This is a genomic window from Saccharothrix sabaoui (genome assembly GCF_051756985.1).
In the GTDB taxonomy this organism is placed as follows: domain Bacteria; phylum Actinomycetota; class Actinomycetes; order Mycobacteriales; family Pseudonocardiaceae; genus Actinosynnema.
On record NZ_JBPKJK010000158.1, the window covers coordinates 1 to 20,258 of the forward strand.

23 protein-coding genes are annotated in these 20,258 nt (G+C 71.7%); 11 read left to right on the forward strand and 12 right to left on the reverse strand.

Features of this window, described 5'->3' with window-relative positions; all coding sequences use genetic code 11:
• Nucleotides 1-81: 81 nt before the first annotated feature.
• Genes ACR807_RS33660 through ACR807_RS33670 form a run of 3 tightly spaced genes read right to left on the reverse strand, consistent with a single transcriptional unit; the run spans nt 82 to nt 2,634 of the window.
• Complete coding sequence (locus ACR807_RS33660) at nt 82-1,866, reverse strand: WXG100 family type VII secretion target (protein ID WP_438925519.1); 1,785 nt, start codon at nt 1,864-1,866, stop codon at nt 82-84.
• A complete protein-coding gene (locus tag ACR807_RS33665) occupies nt 1,863-2,171 on the reverse strand; it encodes a type VII secretion target (RefSeq protein WP_438925520.1) in 309 nt (102 codons plus the stop codon). The genes ACR807_RS33660 and ACR807_RS33665 overlap by 4 nt, the downstream gene beginning before the upstream one ends.
• 19 nt (nt 2,172-2,190) lie before the next feature.
• Nucleotides 2,191-2,634 carry a YbaB/EbfC family nucleoid-associated protein gene (locus ACR807_RS33670; RefSeq protein ID WP_438925521.1) on the reverse strand — a complete coding sequence of 148 codons (444 nt, stop codon included), beginning with the start codon at nt 2,632-2,634 and terminating at the stop codon, nt 2,191-2,193.
• Nucleotides 2,635-2,827: 193 nt separating this feature from the next.
• On the opposite strand from ACR807_RS33670, the gene ACR807_RS33675 reads away from it, so the two are divergent.
• From ACR807_RS33675 to ACR807_RS33685, 3 genes are read left to right on the forward strand one after another with little or no spacing between them, the layout of a single operon-like run.
• Complete coding sequence (locus ACR807_RS33675) at nt 2,828-3,085, forward strand: helix-turn-helix transcriptional regulator (protein ID WP_306745664.1); 258 nt, start codon at nt 2,828-2,830, stop codon at nt 3,083-3,085.
• A gap of 23 nt (nt 3,086-3,108) precedes the next feature.
• Nucleotides 3,109-4,020, forward strand: a complete 912-nt coding sequence (locus tag ACR807_RS33680; protein WP_438925522.1) for an ABC transporter ATP-binding protein — start codon at nt 3,109-3,111, stop codon at nt 4,018-4,020.
• Nucleotides 4,017-5,204 (forward strand): ABC transporter permease, encoded by a 1,188-nt coding sequence (locus tag ACR807_RS33685; protein WP_438925523.1) that lies wholly within the window; start codon nt 4,017-4,019, stop codon nt 5,202-5,204. Before ACR807_RS33680 ends, ACR807_RS33685 begins: the two co-directional genes overlap by 4 nt.
• Before the next feature lie 44 nt (nt 5,205-5,248).
• On the opposite strand, the gene ACR807_RS33690 is transcribed toward ACR807_RS33685, so the two are convergent.
• From ACR807_RS33690 to ACR807_RS33705, 4 genes are all read right to left on the reverse strand, one after another.
• Nucleotides 5,249-6,520, reverse strand: coding sequence for a cryptochrome/photolyase family protein (locus tag ACR807_RS33690; RefSeq protein ID WP_438925524.1), 1,272 nt, complete (start codon nt 6,518-6,520; stop codon nt 5,249-5,251).
• Between the two features lie 150 nt (nt 6,521-6,670).
• A complete protein-coding gene (locus ACR807_RS33695; RefSeq protein WP_438925525.1) occupies nt 6,671-7,984 on the reverse strand; it encodes a citrate synthase in 1,314 nt (437 codons plus the stop codon).
• A 271-nt stretch (nt 7,985-8,255) separates the two neighbouring features.
• Nucleotides 8,256-9,188 (reverse strand): carbohydrate kinase family protein, encoded by a 933-nt coding sequence (locus tag ACR807_RS33700; protein WP_438925526.1) that lies wholly within the window; start codon nt 9,186-9,188, stop codon nt 8,256-8,258.
• A complete protein-coding gene (locus ACR807_RS33705; protein ID WP_438925527.1) occupies nt 9,185-9,781 on the reverse strand; it encodes a TetR/AcrR family transcriptional regulator in 597 nt (198 codons plus the stop codon). Before ACR807_RS33705 ends, ACR807_RS33700 begins: the two co-directional genes overlap by 4 nt.
• 86 nt (nt 9,782-9,867) lie before the next feature.
• Between ACR807_RS33705 and ACR807_RS33710 the strand changes: the two genes are divergently transcribed.
• Both ACR807_RS33710 and ACR807_RS33715 read left to right on the forward strand, forming a co-directional pair.
• Nucleotides 9,868-11,010, forward strand: a complete 1,143-nt coding sequence (locus ACR807_RS33710; RefSeq protein ID WP_438925528.1) for an acyl-CoA dehydrogenase family protein — start codon at nt 9,868-9,870, stop codon at nt 11,008-11,010.
• 85 nt (nt 11,011-11,095) lie between these two features.
• Complete coding sequence (locus tag ACR807_RS33715) at nt 11,096-11,773, forward strand: DUF3800 domain-containing protein (RefSeq protein WP_438925529.1); 678 nt, start codon at nt 11,096-11,098, stop codon at nt 11,771-11,773.
• A gap of 136 nt (nt 11,774-11,909) precedes the next feature.
• Here ACR807_RS33715 and ACR807_RS33720 read toward each other — a convergent pair whose 3' ends face one another.
• Together ACR807_RS33720 and ACR807_RS33725 are read right to left on the reverse strand one after the other, a co-directional pair.
• A complete protein-coding gene (locus ACR807_RS33720; RefSeq protein ID WP_438925530.1) occupies nt 11,910-13,100 on the reverse strand; it encodes an amidohydrolase in 1,191 nt (396 codons plus the stop codon).
• A gap of 19 nt (nt 13,101-13,119) precedes the next feature.
• Nucleotides 13,120-13,995 (reverse strand): aldose 1-epimerase family protein, encoded by an 876-nt coding sequence (locus ACR807_RS33725; RefSeq protein ID WP_438925531.1) that lies wholly within the window; start codon nt 13,993-13,995, stop codon nt 13,120-13,122.
• Between the two features lie 56 nt (nt 13,996-14,051).
• Here ACR807_RS33725 and ACR807_RS33730 point away from each other — a divergent pair, with 56 nt between their 5' ends.
• The 3 genes from ACR807_RS33730 (at nt 14,052) to ACR807_RS33740 (ending at nt 15,832) form a co-directional block, all read left to right on the forward strand.
• Complete coding sequence (locus ACR807_RS33730) at nt 14,052-14,606, forward strand: TetR/AcrR family transcriptional regulator (RefSeq protein WP_438925532.1); 555 nt, start codon at nt 14,052-14,054, stop codon at nt 14,604-14,606.
• A complete protein-coding gene (locus ACR807_RS33735; protein WP_438925533.1) occupies nt 14,603-15,391 on the forward strand; it encodes an MBL fold metallo-hydrolase in 789 nt (262 codons plus the stop codon). Before ACR807_RS33730 ends, ACR807_RS33735 begins: the two co-directional genes overlap by 4 nt.
• Nucleotides 15,392-15,505: 114 nt before the next feature.
• Nucleotides 15,506-15,832 carry a hypothetical protein gene (locus ACR807_RS33740; protein WP_438925534.1) on the forward strand — a complete coding sequence of 109 codons (327 nt, stop codon included), beginning with the start codon at nt 15,506-15,508 and terminating at the stop codon, nt 15,830-15,832.
• 68 nt (nt 15,833-15,900) lie between these two features.
• Here the strand turns inward: ACR807_RS33740 and ACR807_RS33745 are convergent, their stop codons facing one another.
• Together ACR807_RS33745 and ACR807_RS33750 are read right to left on the reverse strand one after the other, a co-directional pair.
• Entirely contained in the window at nt 15,901-17,283 is a 1,383-nt protein-coding gene (locus tag ACR807_RS33745; protein WP_438925535.1) for an APC family permease, read from the reverse strand.
• 70 nt (nt 17,284-17,353) lie between these two features.
• Nucleotides 17,354-17,584 (reverse strand): hypothetical protein, encoded by a 231-nt coding sequence (locus ACR807_RS33750; protein ID WP_438925536.1) that lies wholly within the window; start codon nt 17,582-17,584, stop codon nt 17,354-17,356.
• Between the two features lie 93 nt (nt 17,585-17,677).
• On the opposite strand from ACR807_RS33750, the gene ACR807_RS33755 reads away from it, so the two are divergent.
• Nucleotides 17,678-18,523, forward strand: a complete 846-nt coding sequence (locus ACR807_RS33755; RefSeq protein ID WP_438925537.1) for a helix-turn-helix domain-containing protein — start codon at nt 17,678-17,680, stop codon at nt 18,521-18,523.
• The gene (locus ACR807_RS33760) at nt 18,520-18,684 is read left to right on the forward strand and encodes a DUF397 domain-containing protein (protein ID WP_438925538.1); all 165 of its coding nucleotides are present in this window, start codon (nt 18,520-18,522) and stop codon (nt 18,682-18,684) included. Before ACR807_RS33755 ends, ACR807_RS33760 begins: the two co-directional genes overlap by 4 nt.
• Here the strand turns inward: ACR807_RS33760 and ACR807_RS33765 are convergent.
• Nucleotides 18,644-19,918, reverse strand: coding sequence for an MFS transporter (locus tag ACR807_RS33765; protein WP_438925539.1), 1,275 nt, complete (start codon nt 19,916-19,918; stop codon nt 18,644-18,646). The two genes, ACR807_RS33760 and ACR807_RS33765, sit on opposite strands and share 41 nt — an antisense overlap.
• A 203-nt stretch (nt 19,919-20,121) precedes the next feature.
• Here ACR807_RS33765 and ACR807_RS33770 point away from each other — a divergent pair, with 203 nt between their 5' ends.
• Nucleotides 20,122-20,247 carry a hypothetical protein gene (locus ACR807_RS33770; protein ID WP_438925540.1) on the forward strand — a complete coding sequence of 42 codons (126 nt, stop codon included), beginning with the start codon at nt 20,122-20,124 and terminating at the stop codon, nt 20,245-20,247.
• Nucleotides 20,248-20,258: the final 11 nt, after the last annotated feature.

Sequence of the window (20,258 nt, forward strand, 5' to 3'; positions counted from 1 at the left end):
GACCTGGGGGTTGGACTCTCGGGGCCTGGAGGTTGGACTCTCGGGGGGTGGGGAAGGGGACCCCGGTGGGATCCCCTTCGGTTACTCGCCGATGATCGGCTTTGCCGCCTTCGGCGGTTCCTCGATCAGGGCGTCGCCCTCCAGCCGCACCTTGCGCTGGTGGTCCTTGCCGCCGTCGCCCTGGCCGGGTGCGCCCATCATCGGCGCGCCCATCATGCCCATGCCGCCACCGCCGCCGCCGGGACGCCCGCCCGCCGCCGCCGCGGCACCGGCCGCACCGGGCTGCGCACCGCCGGACGCGCCCAGGACGCCGGACGAGCCGCCCGCCTGGAGGGTCTGGCCGCCGCCGCCCGCGCCGGCCGCGCCGCCGCCACCGGCGAAACCGCCACCGCCGCCACCCGCGAAACCGCCGCCACCGCCGCCGACGCCGCCCCCGCCACCACCGACGCTCGGGGTGTGGGGCAGGTCGGGCGTCGCCGGGCGGACCGGGGGCACGTACGCGCCGCCGACGCCGCCGGGCGTCACGTTGGTCGCGTGCGTGGTGCCGCTCGGGTTGTAGGGCAGGGTGGTCGGGCCGGACGAACCGCTGTCCGCGACCCACCGGCCCGGCTCCCAGTGGCCGCCGCCCGCGCCGGGACGCCCGCCGCCGGTGCTGCCGGAGCCGCCGGAACCGCCGGAACCGCCGGAGCCCGGGTAACCGCCGGAACCGGGGTAGCCGCCCGAACCCGGGTAGCCGCCGGAGCCGGGGTGGCCGCCGGGGGCCGGGTACGTGCCGGGCTGGGTGCCGGGGGCCGGGTAACCGCCCGAACCGCCGCCGACCTGCGGGGGACGGCTCACCACGGGACCGCTCGGCCCACCGGGGTAGTACCCGCCGCCGCCGGCCGCCGGGGCGTCCGGGCCGTAGCCCACGCCCACCGTCGGCGGGCGGCTCACGACCGGACCGGCCGAGTGGCCGCCGGAACCCGACGTGTTCGTCGAGCCGCCGGGGTTGTTGGTGTAGCGGTCGTTCGCGCCGCGGTCCATGTCGCGCAGCTGGCCGTCGGTCAGCCCGAGGCCGCCCTGGCTGAGCCGCGGACCCGAACCGCCGCCGCCCGCACCGCCCTTGTTGGACGACGTCATCGCGGTGATCGCCTGGAGGATCTGCTTGGCGGTCTGCGCGATCGAGGACACCGACTTGATCAGGTCGATGAGCTTCTTGAGCGAGTTGCCGAGCTTCTGGAGGAAGTCGGCGAGCTTCTTGGCGTAGTTGCACGCCATCTGCACGATGTCCGCGATGGCGCCCGCGATGGCCGCGCCGAACGTCAGGAACGACGCCGCCAGCCACTGGATGATCTTCATGACCATGTCGGACACGGCCTGGCTGATCAGGTCCATGATGGTCTTGCGCACGGTGGCGACCAGCTCGCCCGCGCCCTTCGCGGCCTGCGAGATGCCCTTGGTGGCCTTGGCCAGCGTCTCCAGCCCGGCCGCGTGCTTCTTGCTGGCCGCGCGGTAGCCGTCGGCGGACCGGCCGGCCCACCCCTTCGTCTCCTGCTCGGACGTGCGCCGGTAGTCGGCGACGATGCCCTCGATCTGCTTGGACGCCGACAGCCAGGTGTCGGACATCTTCTTGATCGACTCCGGGCTGCCGAGCAGCGCGTCGAACGGCTCGCGCAGGAAGTCCACGTGCTGGATGGCCCAGCTGAACCCGGCGGACAGGAAGCCCGACAGCGGGTTCGACGCCATCCCCACGATGCCCATGGCGGTGTTGGCCATGCCCAGCCCGGCCTGCACCCAGTCGCCGCGCTCGACGGCCGCGACGGTGCCCTGCACGTCGCTGATCAGGTACGACGGGTCACGACCCTGCGTGCTCGCCTGCGTGGTCATCCGCGCGCCTTTCCGGTGAACCCGAACGCGTTGTCCAGGTCGACGTTCTCGTAGAGGTCGGCGACCTCCTTGAGGCCCTGGCACATGTCGGCGATGGTCTCCGTGGCCTGGCCGAGGATGTCCTGGGAGTTGCCCGCCGCCTTGAGCAGGAACTCGGCCAGGAACGACCCGAACACGCCGAACGCCTCGGTCGACAGCGACGGGTCGGCGGTCTTGGTCGCCGAGAGCATCCGCTGCGTCAACTGGTCGACCGTGGCGGCGTGCGCCCGGATCTGCTCCGGGCTCACGTTGAACGCGTCGAACATGGTCGTCTACCCCCTGCTCTCAGGCCATGACATCGGGTGGGTTGGTGAAGTAGTCGTCATCGGGCCTGGTGTCCCGACGCTGGATCTCCGGCTCCGGTTCCACGGCGTCCGTGCCGTCACCCGAATAGCCGTTGGGCATCTTCGACTTCACGAAGTCCAGCGCCGGACCGTCCCCGAACGACTCCGACATGATCTGGACGACCTGCCCCGCCGCGGCGCGCTGCGCCTGGGCGACGGCCGTCATGATCGCGCCGGAGACGCGCTCCGGGTCCTCGCCGCGCAGCTGCGGGCGCAGGACGAGGTTGGTCAGCGCCCCCGAGGCGTTGACCGTCACGGTGATCAGCCCGTCCGGCGAGGTGGCGCTGCCGCCGACGCCGCCGAGCTGCTCCTGCACCGCGGTGGCGCTCTGCTTCGCCTGCTCGATCTTCTGTCCGTACTGCGCGAGCCACTGGTCCGGCTCCATGGTCACCCCTCACGGCAACGGGGCTTGCGGCCCTACTGCGCATTCGAGTCGTCGAGAGTCGATTCGGTTCCGAGCTCCGTATCGTTTCACCGAATCGTGATTTCGGGGTCGTCCGGGCGGCGGTGCGTCCGGTCGACCTGTTGTGTGAACTGTTTACTTGCCGTTCTGTTGGGTTTTCGCAACACTTCGTAGCATGAGTCCGGTGCGCCGAGGCCCTGGGCAGCCGATCCACAACCGGATCGGCGTGCTGCGGGTCGAACGGGGTATGACGAGGGCGGGGCTTGCGCGGGCCGTGGAGGTCAACCCGCAGACGATCGGCGCGCTGGAGCGGGGGGACCAGTACCCGAGCCTCGACCTGGCGCTGCGGATCTGCGAGGTCTTCGGGCTCCCGGTGGAGGCGGTGTTCAGCCGCAGCCCCTTCGAACCCCTGTCGACGCAGGTCTACCGCTAGAGCCCAACAGGAGGAGAGGCGCCGTGCCACAGGGCGTGCTGGAGATCGACCGCGTCTCCAAGCGCTACGGGGAGGTCGTCGCGCTGGCCGACATGACCTTCGACGTGCGGGCGGGCGAGCTGTTCGGGTTCGTCGGCAGCAACGGCGCCGGCAAGACCACCACCATGCGCATCGCGCTCGGCGTGCTCGCCGCGGACTCCGGCGAGGTGCGCTGGGACGGCGCGCCGATCACGTTCGAGACCCGCAGGCGCATCGGCTACATGCCCGAGGAGCGCGGCCTCTACCCGCGGATGAAGGTGCTCGACCAGCTCGTCTACCTGGCCGAGCTGCACGGCCTGCCGACGAACGCGGCGCACCGCTCGGCGGAGGACTGGATCGGCCGCCTGGGCCTGCGCGACCGCCGGCACGACGAGGTGCAGAAGCTGAGCCTGGGCAACCAGCAGCGGGTGCAGCTGGCCGCCGCGCTGGTGCACGAGCCGGACGTGCTGGTGCTCGACGAGCCGTTCTCCGGGCTGGACCCGGTGGCGGTGGACGTGATGAGCCAGGTGCTGCGCGAGAAGGCCGCCACCGGCGTGCCCGTGGTGTTCTCCAGCCACCAGCTCGACCTGGTGGAGCGGCTGTGCGACCGGGTCGGCATCGTGCGCGCGGGCCGGATGGTCGCCTGCGGCCCGGTGGACGAGCTGCGCGCGGGCGGCGCGGCGAAGCTGGTGGTGGACGCGCCGCAGGCCCCGCCGGGCTGGGCGGACGGGCTGCCGGGCGTGCGGGCGTCGTCGGTCGCGGGTGGTCGCACGGTGCTCGACCTCGCCCTGGACGCCGACGACCAGGTGGTGCTGCGCGCGGCCCTGGGCACCGGTCCGGTGCACGAGTTCTCCCGGCAGCGGCCGTCGCTGACCGAGTTGTTCCGCAGCGTGGTGACCGAGGGGGGCTCCGCATGAACGGCCTGACACCCGGGCGGGCGGTGTTCCTGGTGGCGCGCCGGGAGTTCCTGGTCAAGGTGCGCACCAAGTCCTTCCTGTGGGGCACGCTGGTGATCGTCGCCGTCATGGCGGGGTACGTGCTGCTCCAGGCCGTGCTGTTCGACGGCGCGGACCGCGACCGGGTCGCGCTGAGCGGCCAGGCCACCGTGCTCGCCGAGCCGCTGGCGCGGACGGCGGCGTCGTTCGGCCGCGAGGTGGAGGTGGTCGACGTCGCCGACCCGGCCGCGGCCGAGGGGCAGGTGCGCTCCGGCGAGGTGGACGCGCTGGTCAGCGGCGCCCCGGACGCGTTGCGGGTGGTGGTGAAGGAGTCGTTGAGCGGCGAGCTGCGCACCGTGATCGACCTGATCGTGAAGCAGCAGGTGCTCGACGCCCAGCTCGCCGAGGCCGGCCTGGACCCGGCCGTGGTGGCGCGGAACGTGGCCGAGGCGGGCGTCGAGGTGGTGGCGCTGGAGCCCGGTGACGCGGCCGACGGCCAGCGGCTCGCGATCGGCCTGGTGATCGCCGCGCTGCTGTACTACTCGCTGCTGGTCTACGGGACGATGGTCGCGCAGGGCGTGGTGGAGGAGAAGTCCAGCCGGGTCGTGGAGGTGCTGCTGGCCGCGCTGCGGCCGTGGCAGCTGCTGCTGGGCAAGGTCGTCGGCCTGGGCGCGGTGGGGCTGCTCCAGCTCGTGCTGGTCGGCGGCATCGGCCTGGGGCTGGCGTCGTTCTCCGGCGTGGTCGACGTCGCGGGCGTGGCCGGCGGCGCGCTGGCGACCGGCGTGCTCTGGTACCTGCTCGGGTTCTTCCTCTACGCCACGGTGTTCGCCGCCGCCGCGTCGCTGGTGTCGCGGCAGGAGGAGCTCCAGTCGGTGCTGACGCCGATCAGCATGACCGTCGTCGTGGTGTTCCTGGTCGGCTTCAACCTGCTGATCGCCGACCCGACCGGCACGGCGGTCGCGGTGCTGTCGGTGCTGCCGCCGTTCGCGCCGATCCTGCTGCCGGGGCGGATGGCGATGGGCGTGGCGCCGGCGTGGCAGGTGCTGCTGGCGGTCGTGCTGGCGCTGGCCGCCATCGCCGCGATCACCTGGCTGGGCGGCAGGGTGTACTCGAACGCGGTGCTGCGCACCGGGGCGCGGGTCCGGCTGCGCGACGCCCTCAGGTGACCGACCCCCGGGGTGACCAGCCCCGGGGATGACGGTCCGGGTGATCAGGCCCTGATCGCCCGGTAGCGGGCCAGCGCCTCCTGGCGCTCGTGCGCGTGGTCCACGATCGGGTCGCGCGGCTCGTGGACGCGCCGGCCGGGCACGTCGCGCAGCTCCGGCACGTACTTGCGCACGTACGCCCCGTCCGGGTCGAACCGCCGGCCCTGCGCGACCGGGTTGAACACCCGGAAGTAGGGCGCGGCGTCCGTGCCGGAACCGGCGGCCCACTGCCAGCCGTGCTGGTTGGACGCGAGGTCGCCGTCCACGAGGTGCGCCATGAAGTGCCGCGCGCCCCACCACCACGGCAGGTGCAGGTCCTTGACGAGGAAGCTCGCCACGACCATGCGGACGCGGTTGTGCATCCAGCCCTCGGCGAGCAGCTGGCGCATCCCGGCGTCCACGATCGGGTAGCCGGTGCGGCCCTCGCACCACGCCCGGAAGCGCTCCGCGTCGTCGTCGAGCCGCATCCGGTCGAACTTCGGGTCGTGGTTGCGGCGCGCGGTCTCCGGCCGGTGCCACAGCACGTCGGCGTAGAAGTCGCGCCACGCCAGCTCGTTGCGGAAGGTCGCCGACCCCTCGTCGTCGCCGAGGTCGGCGAGCAGCGTGCGCGGGTGCACCACGCCCCACTTGAGGTAGGCGGAGAACCGGCTGGTGCCGTCGAGGTCGGGCCGGTCGCGGCGGGTCGCGTAGTCGGGCAGCCGCTCGTCGCGGAACGCGTCCCACAGCGGCGCGACGTCCGGCAGCCCGTCGCCGCGCGGGACGGCCTCGCCCAGCCGGGTCCGCTTCCAGTCCACAGTGGACGCGTCAGTGGGCGCGGGGTCGTCCCAGCCGTGCTCGCGCCACTGCCGGGAGAACGGCGTGAACACCTTGTACGGCGTGCCGTCGGCCTTCCTGACGCTGCCCGGGTCCACCGCGTACGGCGAGCCGGCGCGCACCAGCTCGACCCGCTCGGCGACCCGCTCGTCCCGCCGCCGCCCGTACGGCCCGAAGTCGGCCGACACGTGCACGGACCGCGCCCCCACCCGCCGGGCGACCTCCGGCACGACGTCCACCGGGTCGCCCGCGAGCACCACCAGCCGGCCGCCGAGCTGCGCGTCCAGCGACCGCAGGCACCGGTGCAGGAACTCGACCCGCCGCGGCCCGGAAGCCTTGAGCAGCACGGGGTCGAGCACGAACAGCCCCACCGCCCGCCTCGCCCGCCCGGCGGCGGCCAGCAGGGCGGGGTGGTCGGCGGTCCGCAGGTCGCGGCGGAACCAGACGACGGTCGAGGCGTCCACGCGGCCGACCCTAGGAGCCCCCGGGACCGCCCGCACGACGGTCGCCCGGCCGGGTGACCACCGGGGTGACCGCCCGGGTGACCGGCCGCCGGGCGCGAAAAAGGCCCGCACCACCGGGTGCGGGCCTTCGTCGTGGCGCGGTGAGAGCGGTCAGCGCTGGTCGAGCGGCACGAAGTTGCGCTCCGGCGAGCCGATGTAGACCTGCCGCGGGCGGCCGATCTTGGTGGCCGGGTCGTTGATCATCTCGCGCCAGTGGGCGATCCAGCCGGGCAGGCGCCCCAGGGCGAACAGCACGGTGAAGAACTTCGTCGGGAAGCCCATCGCGCGGTAGATGAGGCCCGTGTAGAAGTCGACGTTCGGGTACAGCTTGCGCTCGACGAAGTAGTCGTCGGCGAGCGCCGTCTCCTCCAGGGACTTCGCGATGTCCAGCAGCTCGTCGGACGCGCCGAGCTTGCCGAGGATCTCGTCCGCCGTCTTCTTCACGATGGCGGCGCGCGGGTCGTAGTTCTTGTAGACCCGGTGGCCGAAGCCCATCAGGCGGACGCCGTCCTCCTTGTTCTTGACCTTCTTCACGAACGAGGAGACGTCACCGCCCTCGTTGCGGATCTTCTCCAGCATGTCGAGCACCGCGCTGTTCGCGCCGCCGTGCAGCGGGCCGAACAGGGCGTTGATGCCCGCGGAGATGGAGGCGAACAGGTTGGCCTCGGACGAGCCCACCAGGCGCACGGTGGAGGTGGAGCAGTTCTGCTCGTGGTCGGCGTGCAGCACGAACAGCAGGTCGAGCGCGCGGACCAGGTCCGGGTCCACGTCGTACGGCTCGGCGGGGAAGCCGAACGTCATGCGCAGGAAGTTGTCCACCAGGCCCAGGCTGTTGTCCGGGTACAGGAACGGCTGGCCCACGGACTTCTTGTAGGCGTAGGCCGCGATGGTGGGCACCTTGGCCAGCAGGCGGATCGTGGAGATCTCGACCTGGTTGGCGTCGAACGGGCTCAGGCTGTCCTGGTAGAACGTCGACAGCGCGGACACCGCCGAGGACAGCACGGGCATGGGGTGCGCGTCGCGCGGGAAGCCGTCGAAGAACCGTTTCAGGTCCTCGTGCAGCAGGGTGTGACGGCTGATCTTGGAGGAGAACTCCTCCAGCTGGGCCTGGGTCGGGAGCTCGCCGTAGATCAGCAGGTAGCTGACCTCCAGGAAGTTGGACTTCTCGGCGAGCTGCTCGATCGGGTAGCCGCGGTAGCGCAGGATGCCCGCGTCACCGTCGATGTAGGTGATCTCGGAGGAGCAGGACGCGGTGTTGACGAAACCGCTGTCCAGGGTCACCAGACCTGTCGTGGCCAGGAGCTTCCCGAGGTCGATACCGGGCGCACCTTCGGTGGCCGGTACTACCTTCATCTCGTGCTCTCCGCCCGGATGGCGCAGCGCGACGGTACGGGTGTCGTTCGGCGCAGTCGTCGCGTCGGGCATGCAGAGTCCCTCTCACGCTAGGGCGGGGTGGGCTCATGCGGGTCTCGCACGCACGCGGGCGCGGCACTCGGCCCCGCACCGCAGCACCACCCCGTTGGGGTCCTGTCAGTTTTCCCACGCTAGTCAGCGGACGACCCCCACCACAGCCGGGTGTGAACCGATTCTGCGAGATGGGACCGGCATCACACGCGGTCGCGCGGGTGACTGGCGTGCAACCACCACCGTAACCCGTGGCGGGTGTTCCTCCACCTCAAGCGGGGTGAGAGCTAGGTCATCCCAGCTCGTGCCGGAACGGCGGCTCGGCCCCCGCGCGGGAGCACGTGATCGCCGCCGCCGCGCCCGCGAACCCCAGCGCGGCGCGCCACCCGTCGGCGTCCAGACCGCGCACGGCCTCGACCGACAGCGCGTCGTGCTCGTGCAGCCAGGCGAGCAGGGCGCCCTGCACGGTGTCGCCCGCGCCGATGGTGTCGACGACGGTGACGGGCGTCGGTGGGACGTGGATCACGTCACCGCCGGCGGTCAGCACGGCCAGGCCGTCACCGCCGCGGGTGAGCACGACGGCCGCGGGGCCCGCGCCCTGCCACACGCGCACGACGTCGAGCACCTCGTCCTCGGTGGCGGTGTCCGGCAGGTCGGCCAGCCAGCGGGCGTCCTCGACCGACACCTTGAGCAGGCCGACGTGCGGCAGCCACGAGTCGTAGCGGTCGCGGTAGGCCACCGGGTCGTGGATGAGGCCGGCCCGGATGTTGGGGTCCAGCACGGTGAGCGCGCCGCGCTCGGCCTCGCGCCACAGCACGCGCTCGTAGGTGCTCGCGCCGGGCTCCAGCACGAGCGACAGCGTGCCGAACGAGACGGCCCTCGTGCCGGCGGGCAGCGGGCCGGGGTCGGTGACCTGCCGGTCGGCGGTGCCCTCCACGTAGAACGAGTAGCGCGCCGAGCCGTCCTCGGTCAGGCCCACGACGGCGAGCGTCGTCGGCTCGTCGCCGCGCTGCACGAGGTCGGTGCGCACGCCCGAGTCGCGCAGGCGCGCCACGAGCCGGTCGCCGAACAGGTCGGACGACACCCGCGACAGGAAGGCCGCGGGGGCCTTGAGCCGCCCGGCGGCGACCGCCACGTTGTAGGGCCCGCCACCGAGCCGCGGCGCGAGGTTCCCCTCGGGCGTGGGCACGAGGTCGACCAGCGCCTCACCGGCAACCACGATCACGACTGGCTCCGTTCTCTCCGCAAACCGTCCAGCAGCAGTTCACCCAGGGCGGTGAACGCCTCGGCGTCGGACACGCCCGCCCGCCGGGTCAGCACCCCGGTCTGGATGCCCTCGATGAGCAGCCCGGCCATCTCCGCGACCAGCGTCGCGTGCACCTCGCGGAACACGCCCTCACGCACGCCCTCCTGGATGAACTCCCGGATGCGCTCGGCCGCCGCCCGCGCGTTGCGCTCGTAGGTCGACCGGGTGGGCGCGGACGCCGCGACGTCGGTGATGAACTGGGCGGACGCGCGGCGCAGCTCCTCGGCCGCGCAGGCGAGGTAGGTGCCGACGCGGGCGCGCACGTCGCGGACGCCCTCGACCCTGCTCTCGATGCGCTCGGCGGCGCCCTTGAAGTACCGGCCGACGACGCGCACGGCGAGCTGCTCCTTGCTGGCGGCCAGCGCGTAGAGCGTCGACTTGGAGCAGTGCAGGCGGGCGGCGAGGTCGTCGAGGGTGAAGTGGGCGAAGCCCTCGGCGAGCACCAGCGCCTCCAGCCGCGCCAGCAGCTCGACCTGCCGGGGCGTCAGGGGGCGGCGGGCGATCGAGGTCATGTGCGGGACTCTGTCACACCCACTCGCTACAGTACTGGCGTACGTCCCGCAGTACTGCCGTGAGTACACCCGTACGGAGGTCGACGATGCCCGCCGAACGCCTGCTCCCCACCACCGAGGCCGAGGACCTGCTGTCCCTCGTGCGCGAGATCGCCCGCGACGAGCTGGCGCCGCACGCCGCCGAGGCCGAGGAGCACGGGCGGTTCCCGCGCGACAAGTTCCGGCTGCTGGGCAAGACGGGGCTGCTCGGCCTGCCGTACCCGGAGGAGTTCGGCGGCGGCGGCCAGCCGTACGAGGTGTACCTCCAGGCGCTGGAGGAGGTCGGCTCCGCCTGGATGTCGGTCGGCGTCGGCCTGTCCGTGCACGTCATGTCCAGCTACGCGCTGGCGACGTTCGGCACGGACGAGCAGAAGGCGCGCTGGCTGCCCGACGTGCTGGGCGGCGACCTGCTGGGCGGGTACGCGCTGTCCGAGTCGCACGCCGGGTCGGACGCCGCCGCGCTGTCCACGCGGGCCGTGCGCACCGACTCCGGCTACACCGTCAACGGCACCAAGGCGTGGATCACGCACGCCGGCGTCGCCGACTTCTACACCCTGATGGCCCGCACGTCCGACGACGGCGGCCGGGGCGTCAGCTGCTTCCTCGCCCCCGGCGGCGCCGACGGCCCGACCGCCGCGCCGCCCGAGCGTAAGATGGGCCTGACCGGCTCGATCACCGCGCAGCTCCTCTTCGAGGACGTGCGCCTCGACGCCGACCGCCTGATCGGCGCGGAGGGCGACGGCCTGAAGATCGCGCTGTCCGCGCTGGACTCCGGCCGGCTCGGCATCGCCGCCACCGCCGTGGGCCTGGCGCAGGCGGCCCTGGACGAGGCCGTGGCCTACGCGAAGACCCGCACCCAGTTCGGCCGCCCGATCATCGACTTCCAGGGTTTGGAGTTCCTGCTCGCCGACATGGCCGCCGCCGTCGAGTCGGCCCGCGCCACCTACCTGTCCGCCGCCCGCCGCCGCGACCGCGGCCTCCCGTTCCGGCGGCAGGCGGCGATCGCCAAGCTGGTCTGCACCGACGCGGCGATGAAGGTGACGACGGACGCCGTGCAGGTGCTGGGCGGGGCCGGGTACACGCGCGACTTCCCCGTGGAGCGGTACATGCGGGAGGCGAAGGTGCTCCAGATCTTCGAGGGGACGAACCAGATCCAGCGGCTCGTGATCGGGCGCGAACTGCGGCGGTGACGGACGGGGGCGACTCGCGGATCGTGCATAGCTACTTCAGGTAGCCGACCGTCACGGTGTGCACACGCCGGCATAACGTAGCCGCGTGAGCGACGTGCGCCTGTTCTACATCGACGATTCCGGAGCCCGGTCCTCGGCGCTCGTCGTCTACGGCTGGGTCGAGCTGTCGGTGGCGGACTGGCGCCCCGCACTGCGGTCGTGGCTCGACTGGCGGAAGCACCTGAACGCCACCAGCGGCGTGCCGGCGAGCTACGAGCTGCACGCCACGAGGTTCGCGAACGGGCGCGGCCGGCCGACGAAGACGGACTGGGACCACAGCAAGGCCAACAGGTCCAGGGCGATGGTCGACGCGTTGCGCACGATCGCGGCGATGCCCGGGGTCCGCACGGGCGCCGTCTGCCGCGACGCGGCGGGCACCCGGTACGCGGACGCCAAAGCCGCCGTCTACGCCGACCTGATCAGGATGATCGACGACCGCTTGACCGCGACCGGCCGACACGGACTCGTGATCATGGACGGGGACGGGACGGACCCCTCCTACCGACAGGCGCACCGCACGCTCAAGCTCGCCACCCGCAACCTCGTCGAGGACCCGCTCTTCCAGGGCTCCCACCTCAGCCAGTGGGTGCAGGTCGCGGACCTGGTGGCCTACGCCGCCTACCAGGCGGTGCTGCGCGCCCCCGGCAAGGAGCTGATGTGGGACTGGTACCCGGAACTGCTCGGCTCGACGTGCACGACCGGCGGCAAGCCGCAGGTGGTGTGAGGGTCCGGAAAAGAAGCTGGACCCGCTTCCCCACGTGAGTGGGACGGGTCCGCGACCACAGGGTAGCAAAACCGGAGGGCGCCCCGCACCGGCGGGACGCCCCCGCGCGTCACCCCGACTGAGTCGCCCGACCGGGTCACTCCGCGTAGAACGGGCTCTCCACGACCTCGCGGCCGTCCTCGTAGCGGTACACCTCGCGGCCGTCCACGAAGACCTTCAGGGCCCGGCTCATCACGTCCAGCGGGTCGCCGGACCAGATGACCACGTCCGCGTCCAGGCCCGGCCGCAGCGAGCCGACCCGGTCGTCCAGGCCCATGATGCGCGCCGGGTTCACCGTGATCGACTCCAGGCCGACCTTCGGGTCCAGGCCCTCCTTCACGGCGAGCGTCACCTGGTGCACGAGGAAGTGGATCGGCACGACCGGGTGGTCGGTGGTGATCGCGATCCGCACGCCCGCCCGCGCGAGGATGCCGGGGTTGCGCAGCGACCGGTTGCGCACCTCGACCTTGGACCGGCTGGTGAACAGCGGCCCGATGATCACCGGCACGTCCTTCTCGGCGAGCAGGTCGGCGATCAGGTGGCCCTCGGTGCCGTGGTTCACGATCAGCCGGTAGCCGAACTCGTCGGCCAGCCGCAGCGCGGTGGCGATGTCGTCGGCGCGGTGGCAGTGCTGGCACCACGGGAGTTCACCCGACAGGACGCGGGCCAGCACCTCGGACGTGGTGTCCCGGTCGAACGGCCCCTCGGCCGCGTCGCGCTTCGCCGCGTAGTCCTGCGCCTTGGTCAGCGCGTCGCGGATGACCGCGGCGACGCCCTGGCGGGTGGACGGCAGCTTCTTCTGGTCGCCGTAGACGCGCTTGGGGTTCTCGCCGAGCGCGCTCTTGACGCTCACCGGGTTGCGCAGCAGCATCTCGTCGGCCGTGCGGCCCCAGCACTTCACGGCCACGGTCTGGCCGCCGATGACGTTGCCCGACCCCGGCTTGACCACCGCGGTCGTCACGCCGCCGGACAGGGCGTCGGCGAAGCCCTGGTCGGCGGCGTTGATGGCGTCCAGCGCGCGCAGCCGCGCGCCGTTGGGGTCGGTCATCTCGTTGGTGTCCTGCCCGGCCCAGCCCTCGCCCTCCTCGTGCACGCCGAGGTGGCCGTGCGCCTCCACGAAGCCGGGCAGCACCCACGAACCCGTCGCGTCGACGACGCGGGCGTCGTCGGGGACCTCGACGTCCGCGCCGACCGCGACGATCTTGCCGTCCCTGATCAGGACCGTCCCGCCCTCGATCGGCTCACCGGCCACCGGGACGACGTACCCACCCGTGATTGCGACGCTCATAGTTAGCGACGCTAATTGCCTAGGCCAACGGGCGCAAACCCCAGCGACCGGCCCACGACTCGCCCGGCTCCAGCCACAGCAGGTCGATGCCCGAGTTCAACGCGTCCGGCGGGCACGTCATGGGTTCGATCGCCACCGCGCGGCCCCGGCCGGGGTAGTTGCCCGGCGTGTAGACCTGCACCCACTTGAAGTCCGGGTCCGCCCACATCTCGACCGCGCCCGAGGGTCCGCGCAGCACGTGCCGCACCAGGCCGTCGACCGGTTCGCAGCCGCCGAACGCGGTGTCGAGCTGCACGCCCTCCAGCAGGCGCGCCATCCGGAAGTCGTACTCGGTTCCCTCGACCGGGGTGGCCGGGCCGTTGGGGATCATGGTCTGCGGGTCCACCGGCAGCACGGTCGTCGCGGCCAGCGACAGCGAGGTCTCGTCCGTCTCCGACGCGCCGGCCCGCGGGTACGGGTGGGTGCCGACCCCGAACGGGGTGCGCTTCTCACCCACGTTGGTGACGCCGTGCGAGACGGTCAGGCCGTTCTCGTCCAGGGCGTAGGTGATGGTGGTGCGCAGCTCGACCGGCCAGCCGAGGCCCGCCACCGGCGTCTCCAGCGACAGCAGCGACCCGGTGTGCTCGACCACGCCCCAGATGGCGTGGCGGACCAGGCCGTGGATCGCGTTGCCCCGGGCGGGCTCCCCGATCTCCAGCTGGAGCTCCTCGCCGTCGAGCGTCCACCTGCCGCCGGCCGTGCGGTTGGGCCACGGCACGAGCACCGCGCCGCTGCCCATGGGCGGTTCGTCGTCGTAGGTCTCCGCGTACGGCACGCCGCCGACCTCGTAGGACTTGAGTCCGGCGCCGTGCGGCTCGATGACGGCGCGCGCGGCGCCGTGGGCGATCTCCAGCATGGGTCGAGAGCGTATCCGCTCGACAAAGTAAGTAGACCGGTCTCTATAGTAAAAACATGCCACGACGGACCGACACCCGGCAGCGGGTGGTGCGCACCGCCGCCGACCTCTTCCGCGCGCAGGGCTACCACGCCACGGGCGTGAACCAGGTGCTCGCCGAGGGCGGGGCACCCAAGGGCTCGATGTACTTCCACTTCCCCGGCGGCAAGGAGCAGCTCGCGGTCGAGGCGGTGGCCCTCGCGGGCGCCGACCTGCGCGACACCCTGGACACCGCGCTGACCTCGGGTCCATCACCCGTGGAAGCGCTTTCCCAAGTACTGGGACTGCTCGGCGCGGCCCTGCTCGCTTCGGACTTCCGCAACGGCTGCCCGATCGCCGGGGTGGCGCTGGACGCGGCGGCCGACAGCGAGCCCATCCGCACCGCGTGCGAGGACGCCTACGCCTCCTGGCAGGCCGTCCTGGCCACCCACCTGGGCGACGACGAGCGGGCCGCGGTCGCCCTCGCCGCCATCGAGGGCGCGCTGCTGCTCGCCCGCACCCGCCGCTCCCTCGCCCCGATCGACGCCGTCCGCGCCCACCTGGGCGCCCTCCTGGAAAGGCCCGCGACGTGAAGGTCCACCACCTCAACTGCGGCACCATGCGCCCCTTCGGCGGTCGGCTGGTGACCGGCCGCGGCTCGTTCCTGCACCGCGGCGAACTGGTCTGCCACACCCTCCTGCTGGAGACCGACGACGGCCTGGTGCTGGTCGACACCGGCATCGGCCTGGACGACGTCCGCGCGCCGAAGGCGACCCTGCCGCTGCTCTTCCGCGTCGCGAGCCGGCCCGTGCTCGACGCGCGGGAGACCGCCGTGCGGCAGTTGGACGCCCTCGGTTTCGCGGCGTCCGACGTGCGGCACGTCGCCCTCACCCACCTCGACATCGACCACGCGGGCGGCCTGCGGGACTTCCCCGACGCGCGCGTGCACGTCCTGCGCGAGGAGCTGGACGACCGCGACAACCCGCGCTACTCCCCCGCCCAGTGGCGGCACGCGGACTTCGTGCCGCACGAGCCGACCGGCGAGGCGTGGGAGGGCTTCGAGGGCGTCCGTGAACTGCTCCCCGACGTGCTGCTGGTCCCGCTCGTCGGCCACACCAGGGGCCACACCGGCGTCGCGGTCCGGACCGACGACGGCTGGCTGCTGCACGCGGGCGACGCCTACTTCCACCACGGCCAGCTCGCCACCCCGCCGCACGTCCCGGCCGGCCTGGCGGCGTTCGAGAAGCGGGTGCAGACGATCGCCGAGCTGAGGCTGGCCAACCTGGCGAGGCTGCGCGAGGTCGCCGACCGGGTGACCGTGGTCAACGCCCACGACCCCGTCCACCTGCGGCGTTTCGCGCCCGCTCACGCCTCGTGACGACTTCGGGGGATTTCCCGGCGCGACGGACCACCCGACCGCCGCTAGGCGCGGCGGGTGCCGGTTCACCATGATTCGCGTTCGTCGGTGAACCTCCCCCACAGAGGAGTCCAGTTGAAGACGCTCTCACGCGGCCTCGCGACCACGGCGTCCGTCCTCGGCCTGGTGCTCGCGGCGGGGACGGCGCACGCCGCACCGGCCGCGGGCGGCGCGCCCGGCGCGGCGTGCACGCAGGTCTGGCAGTACACCGTGACCACCTACGGCGACATGACCGACGCCCAGAGCGGCGGGTCGTTCGTCGGGTGGGCCATCGCCGGCGACACCCTCAACGTCCGCATCCAGGGCAACCCGCGCTACTACGGCGCGAACGTCAACAACGGCAAGTGGGGCTGGGTCCTCGCGAGCAAGCTGTCGTACACCGGCAACACCTGGTGCGCGTAGGCCCGTGCCCGGTGCCGCCGGACAGCGGCACCGGGCACGGCGTCACCGGGCGCCCCGTCGAGCGGGGGTCACTTCGCCAGCTTCTCCGCGTCGAACTCGGTCTTGCCGTGCACGAACCGGTTGACCACCCACAGCACCGCGCCCGCCGCCAGCAGGTAGCCGGCGATCTTGTAGTCCTCCCACGGCCGACCCGACAGCGGGCTCGCCAGGTAGGCGCACGTGATCGCGCCCAGCACCGGCACCCACGTCGGCGCGCGGAAGTGCTTGTGGTCGGACTCCTCCTTGCGCAGCACCAGGACCGCGACGTTGACGATCGTGAACACGATCAGCAGCAGCAGGGCCGTGGTGCCGCCGAGCTTCGCGATGTCCGCCGTGGACACCAGGATGATCGCGACGCCGGACGTGAAGATGATCGAGATCCACGGCGTGCGACGGGTCGCGTGCACCGCCCCGAACACCTTCGGGATGATCCGCTCGTTCGACATGCCGTAGATCAGCCGGCTCGCCATCAGCATGTTGATCAGCGCCGAGTTGATGACCGCGAACAGGCCGATCAGCGAGAACACCCACAGCGGGAAGCCCGGCGCGCCCACCTGGACGACCTTGAGCAGCGCCGAGGAGCCCGCCTTGGACAGCTCGTTCGCCGGGATCAGCAGCGACGACGTGATCGCGACCAGCACGTAGATCACCGCGGCCACGACCATGCCCCACAGCATCGCCTTCGGGAAGATCCGGACCGGGTCCTTGCACTCCTCGGCCATGTTCACCGAGTCCTCGAACCCGACCATCGCGAAGAACGCCAGCGCCGTCGCCGACGTGATCGCGAGCAGCGCGGACTGCCCGGGTGCCGGGTCGACCTGGGTCAGCCTGCTCGCGTCGCCGTCGCCGGAGGCCACCGCGAACACGCCGATCGCGATGATGATCACCAGGCCGGACAGCTCGATGCAGGTCAGGACGACGTTCGCCTTGACCGACTCCGAGACGCCCCGGAAGTTGACGAGCGCCAGGCCGATGATGAACAGGATCGCGACCAGCGTGGCCGAGACCGTGAACGTGTCGGAGAAGAACTCCTTGATCACGGACTGGAGGTAGGTGCGCCCGAACGCCAGCGCCGCCGAGGACGCGGAGGTGATGCCCGAGGACATCACCGCGAACGCCACCATGAAGGTCAGGAACTGGATCTTGAACGCCCGGTTGGTGTAGAGCGCCGCCCCCGCCGCGCGCGGGTACTTGCCGACGAGCTCCAGGTAGCTGAACGCGGTCAGGAACGCCACCGCGAACGCGATCAGGAACGGCACCCACAGCGCGCCGCCGATCTTGCCGGCGACGTTGCCGGTCAGGGCGTAGATGCCCGTGCCGAGGATGTCACCGACCACGAAGAACAGCAGGAGCTTGGGGCCGATGGCCCGCTTCAGTTCCGGTTGCGCCGGTGCGCTCGTCGGTTCCGCCATGCCGGATGAGTGTGCCGGATCACACCTGCCGTGGACAGACGGGAAGCCACACCTTGGGCAAGCCTTGAGGTCACGACCCGGCGACCGCCCGCAGGTCCTCCTCCGCGCGGGAGAGGGCCTCGTCGAACGCCTGCCGGAAGGCCGCGATCTGGGGAGCGCTCAGCCGCACCTGGTCGCGCCCGGCGGGGAGGAAGAGGGAGAGGCCGCCGTCGTGGACTTCGAGGGACAGCACGTCCTCCTTGTCCGAGTAGCACCGCACCAGCCACTCACGACGCGGCTCGACCACCTTGATGAATTCCATGCAACAAGATTGCAGCGCTCCTAATCGAGCAGCAATGACACGATGGTGTGAACGACATGGCTTTGGCTTCTCGGACGCCCCTACTTTGTCGGCATGGCACGCCGCGCCGGACCCTCCGTCCGCTCCCGCCGACTCGCGCACACCCTCAAGAGGCTCCGCACCGCCACCGGCGCCAGCACCGACGCCGTCGGTGACGCGCTGGGCATGTCCGGCAGCAAGATCAGCCGCATCGAGACCTCGGGCATCGGGGTGTACCTCGACGACCTCGAAAAGCTGCTCGACTTCTACGGCGTGGACCGCAAGCAGCGGGTGGAACTGCTCGACCTCGCCCGGCACGCCGAACAACGCGGCCTGCTGCGGATGAACACGCCCAAGCTCCACGAGGACTGGCAGACCTGGGTCGATTTCGAGGACGAGGCCAGTTCGCTCCTCCATTACCAGCCGCTGGTCATCCCCGGCCTGCTCCAAACCTCCGAATACACGCGATGGATAATCGCGGCCACCGGGCACGACCTCCCGGAGAACCGGATCGATGCCCTGATCGCCAGCAGGATGGCGCGCCAGGGACTCCTGTCCCGCCGGAACCCGCTCGTGCTGCACACGATCATCGAGCAGAGCGCCGTCGAGCGCCCTTTCGGCGAATCGGGCGAGCACAAGCGCCAGGTCCGCCACCTCATCGACGCCGCCGAGCGCCCCAACATCACCATCCAGGTCATCCCCACCGGCAGCGGCTTCCACGGTGGGCTCAGCGGGCCTTTCGTGGTCCTGGAGTACGACGAGGAACCGAGCCTGGTCCTGCTGGAGAACAAGGTCGCCAGCCTGTTCCTCGACGAGGACGAGCACATCGAGGTGTACGAGAAGACCTGGGCGGAGCTGCGGGAATTAGCCTGCTCGGAGGAGGACACCGCCGCCTACCTGCGTGGGATCATCGATGCATGACCCTGTGGCGCAAGAGTTCCCGCAGTGCCGACACCGCCAACTGCGTGGAGGTGGCGGTGCTGCCCGGTCGGGTGGCGGCGCGGGACTCGAAGAACCCCGCGCCCACCCTCTCCGTCCCCGCTACTGCGTGGGAGAGGTTCGTTCAACGATTGAAGGTGTGAACCGGTAGCGGCGGATCGCCGGGATCGCCAGCACCGCCACGGCCGTGCCCACCACGACCAGGACACCGCCGAGCGTGGTGGCGAGACCCGGCCCGATGGCCGCGCCGCCGGTGCCGTGCAGCAGGTCGGCGATGCGCGGCCCACCCGCCACCACGACGATGAACATGCCCTGCATCCGGCCGCGCATCTCGTCCGTCGCGGCCGACTGGAGGATCGCGCTGCGGAACACCATGCTGATCATGTCCGCCGCGCCGCCGATCGCCAGGAACACGACCGCGAGCCACAGGACGTCCGACAGGCCGAACCCGATCATGGCGACGCCCCACGCCACGACGGCGACCACGACGCCCATGCCGTGCCGGTTCACCCTCGACGTCCACCCGGACGTGAGGCCGCACAGCATCGCGCCCAGCGAGATCGAGGCGAACAGCCAGCCCAGGGCCAGGCCGCCGCCGGGCGGGTCGCCGAACGTGTTCTCGGCCATCTCGGGGAACAGCGCGCGGGGCATCCCGAACACCATCGCGATGATGTCGAGCAGGAAGCTCGCGAGCAGGATCTTCTGCAGCGCCAGGTACCGGAAGCCGTCCACGACGTCCCGCACGCCGGCGCGCCGGGAGGTGCCGTCGAGCGGCGGCAGCGGCGGCAGCTTCCAGACGGCCCAGATGGTGGCGGTCAGCGCGACGGCGTCGACCAGGTAGAGGGTGGACAACCCGACGACGGGCATGAGCGAGCCCGCGAGCATCGGCCCGAACACGCCGCCGAACATCATCACCGTGGACGACAGCGCGGAGGCCGCCGGGATCTGCTCGGCGGGCACGAGCCGGGCCACGGACGCGGTGCGGGCGGGCGCGTTGGCCGCGAAGAACACCTGTTGCAGGCCGAGCAGCGCGATCACGAGCCACACCGAGTTCGCGCTCAGCGCCGCCTGGAGCCACAGCAGCACGGACGTCACGGCGATGCCCGTGTTGGTCACGATCAGCAGCTTGCGCCGGTCGACCACGTCCGCGATGGCGCCGCCGTAGAGCCCGAACACGAGCAGCGGCACCAGGGCCACGCCCGCCGCCACGCCCACCCAGCCGGACGACCCGGTGAGGTCGTACACCTGCTTCGGCACGGCGACGGCCGTCAGCTGGCTGCCGACGGCGGTGACCACCGTCGAGAGCCACAGCCGCCGGAAGGCGAGGACTTTCAGCGGCCGGGTGTCGATCGCGATCCGGCCCAGGACTTTCCGCACGGTCGTTAGCGTACGGCAACTAACAAGGTGTTCCGGAGGGCCGGAACCGCGCAGAAGTGCGTTGACGACCGGTTCGGCAGGTGCGACACTCCCCGCATGTCGCAACAGATGTGCCCCAATCCAGACCTCTGACGAGGTCTGACGCGTCCGGTCGTGGTGAGGCACTACAGGTGTGCCTTCAGCCGGGCGAAAGGGAGCACATCATGTCGAAGCGACGTACCCCCAAGCGTCACCGCAACTGCGGTTGCTCGCACGAGGTCCGCAGATCCCGCGTGATCCAGGTCGTGCTGTTCCTCGCCGCACAGGCGGCACACTTCCTGCTCGGCTAGCCAGTTCAGGT

Bases quoted from the DNA above. Each gene is read 5' to 3' on its own strand.
- ACR807_RS33725 (WP_438925531.1), bottom strand. From the start codon at position 13,995: ATGCTGGAGATCGCCCACGGCGCCGCGCGCGCCGTCATCGAGCCGCAC.
- ACR807_RS33670 (WP_438925521.1), bottom strand. From the start codon at position 2,634: ATGGAGCCGGACCAGTGGCTCGCGCAGTACGGACAGAAGATCGAGCAG.
- ACR807_RS33755 (WP_438925537.1), top strand. From the start codon at position 17,678: ATGGCACGCCGCGCCGGACCCTCCGTCCGCTCCCGCCGACTCGCGCAC.
- ACR807_RS33745 (WP_438925535.1), bottom strand. From the start codon at position 17,283: ATGGCGGAACCGACGAGCGCACCGGCGCAACCGGAACTGAAGCGGGCC.
- ACR807_RS33705 (WP_438925527.1), bottom strand. From the start codon at position 9,781: ATGACCTCGATCGCCCGCCGCCCCCTGACGCCCCGGCAGGTCGAGCTG.
- ACR807_RS33675 (WP_306745664.1), top strand. From the start codon at position 2,828: ATGAGTCCGGTGCGCCGAGGCCCTGGGCAGCCGATCCACAACCGGATC.
- ACR807_RS33750 (WP_438925536.1), bottom strand. From the start codon at position 17,584: ATGGAATTCATCAAGGTGGTCGAGCCGCGTCGTGAGTGGCTGGTGCGG.
- ACR807_RS33685 (WP_438925523.1), top strand. From the start codon at position 4,017: ATGAACGGCCTGACACCCGGGCGGGCGGTGTTCCTGGTGGCGCGCCGG.
- ACR807_RS33730 (WP_438925532.1), top strand. From the start codon at position 14,052: ATGCCACGACGGACCGACACCCGGCAGCGGGTGGTGCGCACCGCCGCC.
- ACR807_RS33720 (WP_438925530.1), bottom strand. From the start codon at position 13,100: ATGAGCGTCGCAATCACGGGTGGGTACGTCGTCCCGGTGGCCGGTGAG.
- ACR807_RS33770 (WP_438925540.1), top strand. From the start codon at position 20,122: ATGTCGAAGCGACGTACCCCCAAGCGTCACCGCAACTGCGGTTGCTCG.
- ACR807_RS33695 (WP_438925525.1), bottom strand. From the start codon at position 7,984: ATGCCCGACGCGACGACTGCGCCGAACGACACCCGTACCGTCGCGCTG.
- ACR807_RS33660 (WP_438925519.1), bottom strand. From the start codon at position 1,866: ATGACCACGCAGGCGAGCACGCAGGGTCGTGACCCGTCGTACCTGATC.
- ACR807_RS33760 (WP_438925538.1), top strand. From the start codon at position 18,520: ATGACCCTGTGGCGCAAGAGTTCCCGCAGTGCCGACACCGCCAACTGC.
- ACR807_RS33665 (WP_438925520.1), bottom strand. From the start codon at position 2,171: ATGTTCGACGCGTTCAACGTGAGCCCGGAGCAGATCCGGGCGCACGCC.
- ACR807_RS33710 (WP_438925528.1), top strand. From the start codon at position 9,868: ATGCCCGCCGAACGCCTGCTCCCCACCACCGAGGCCGAGGACCTGCTG.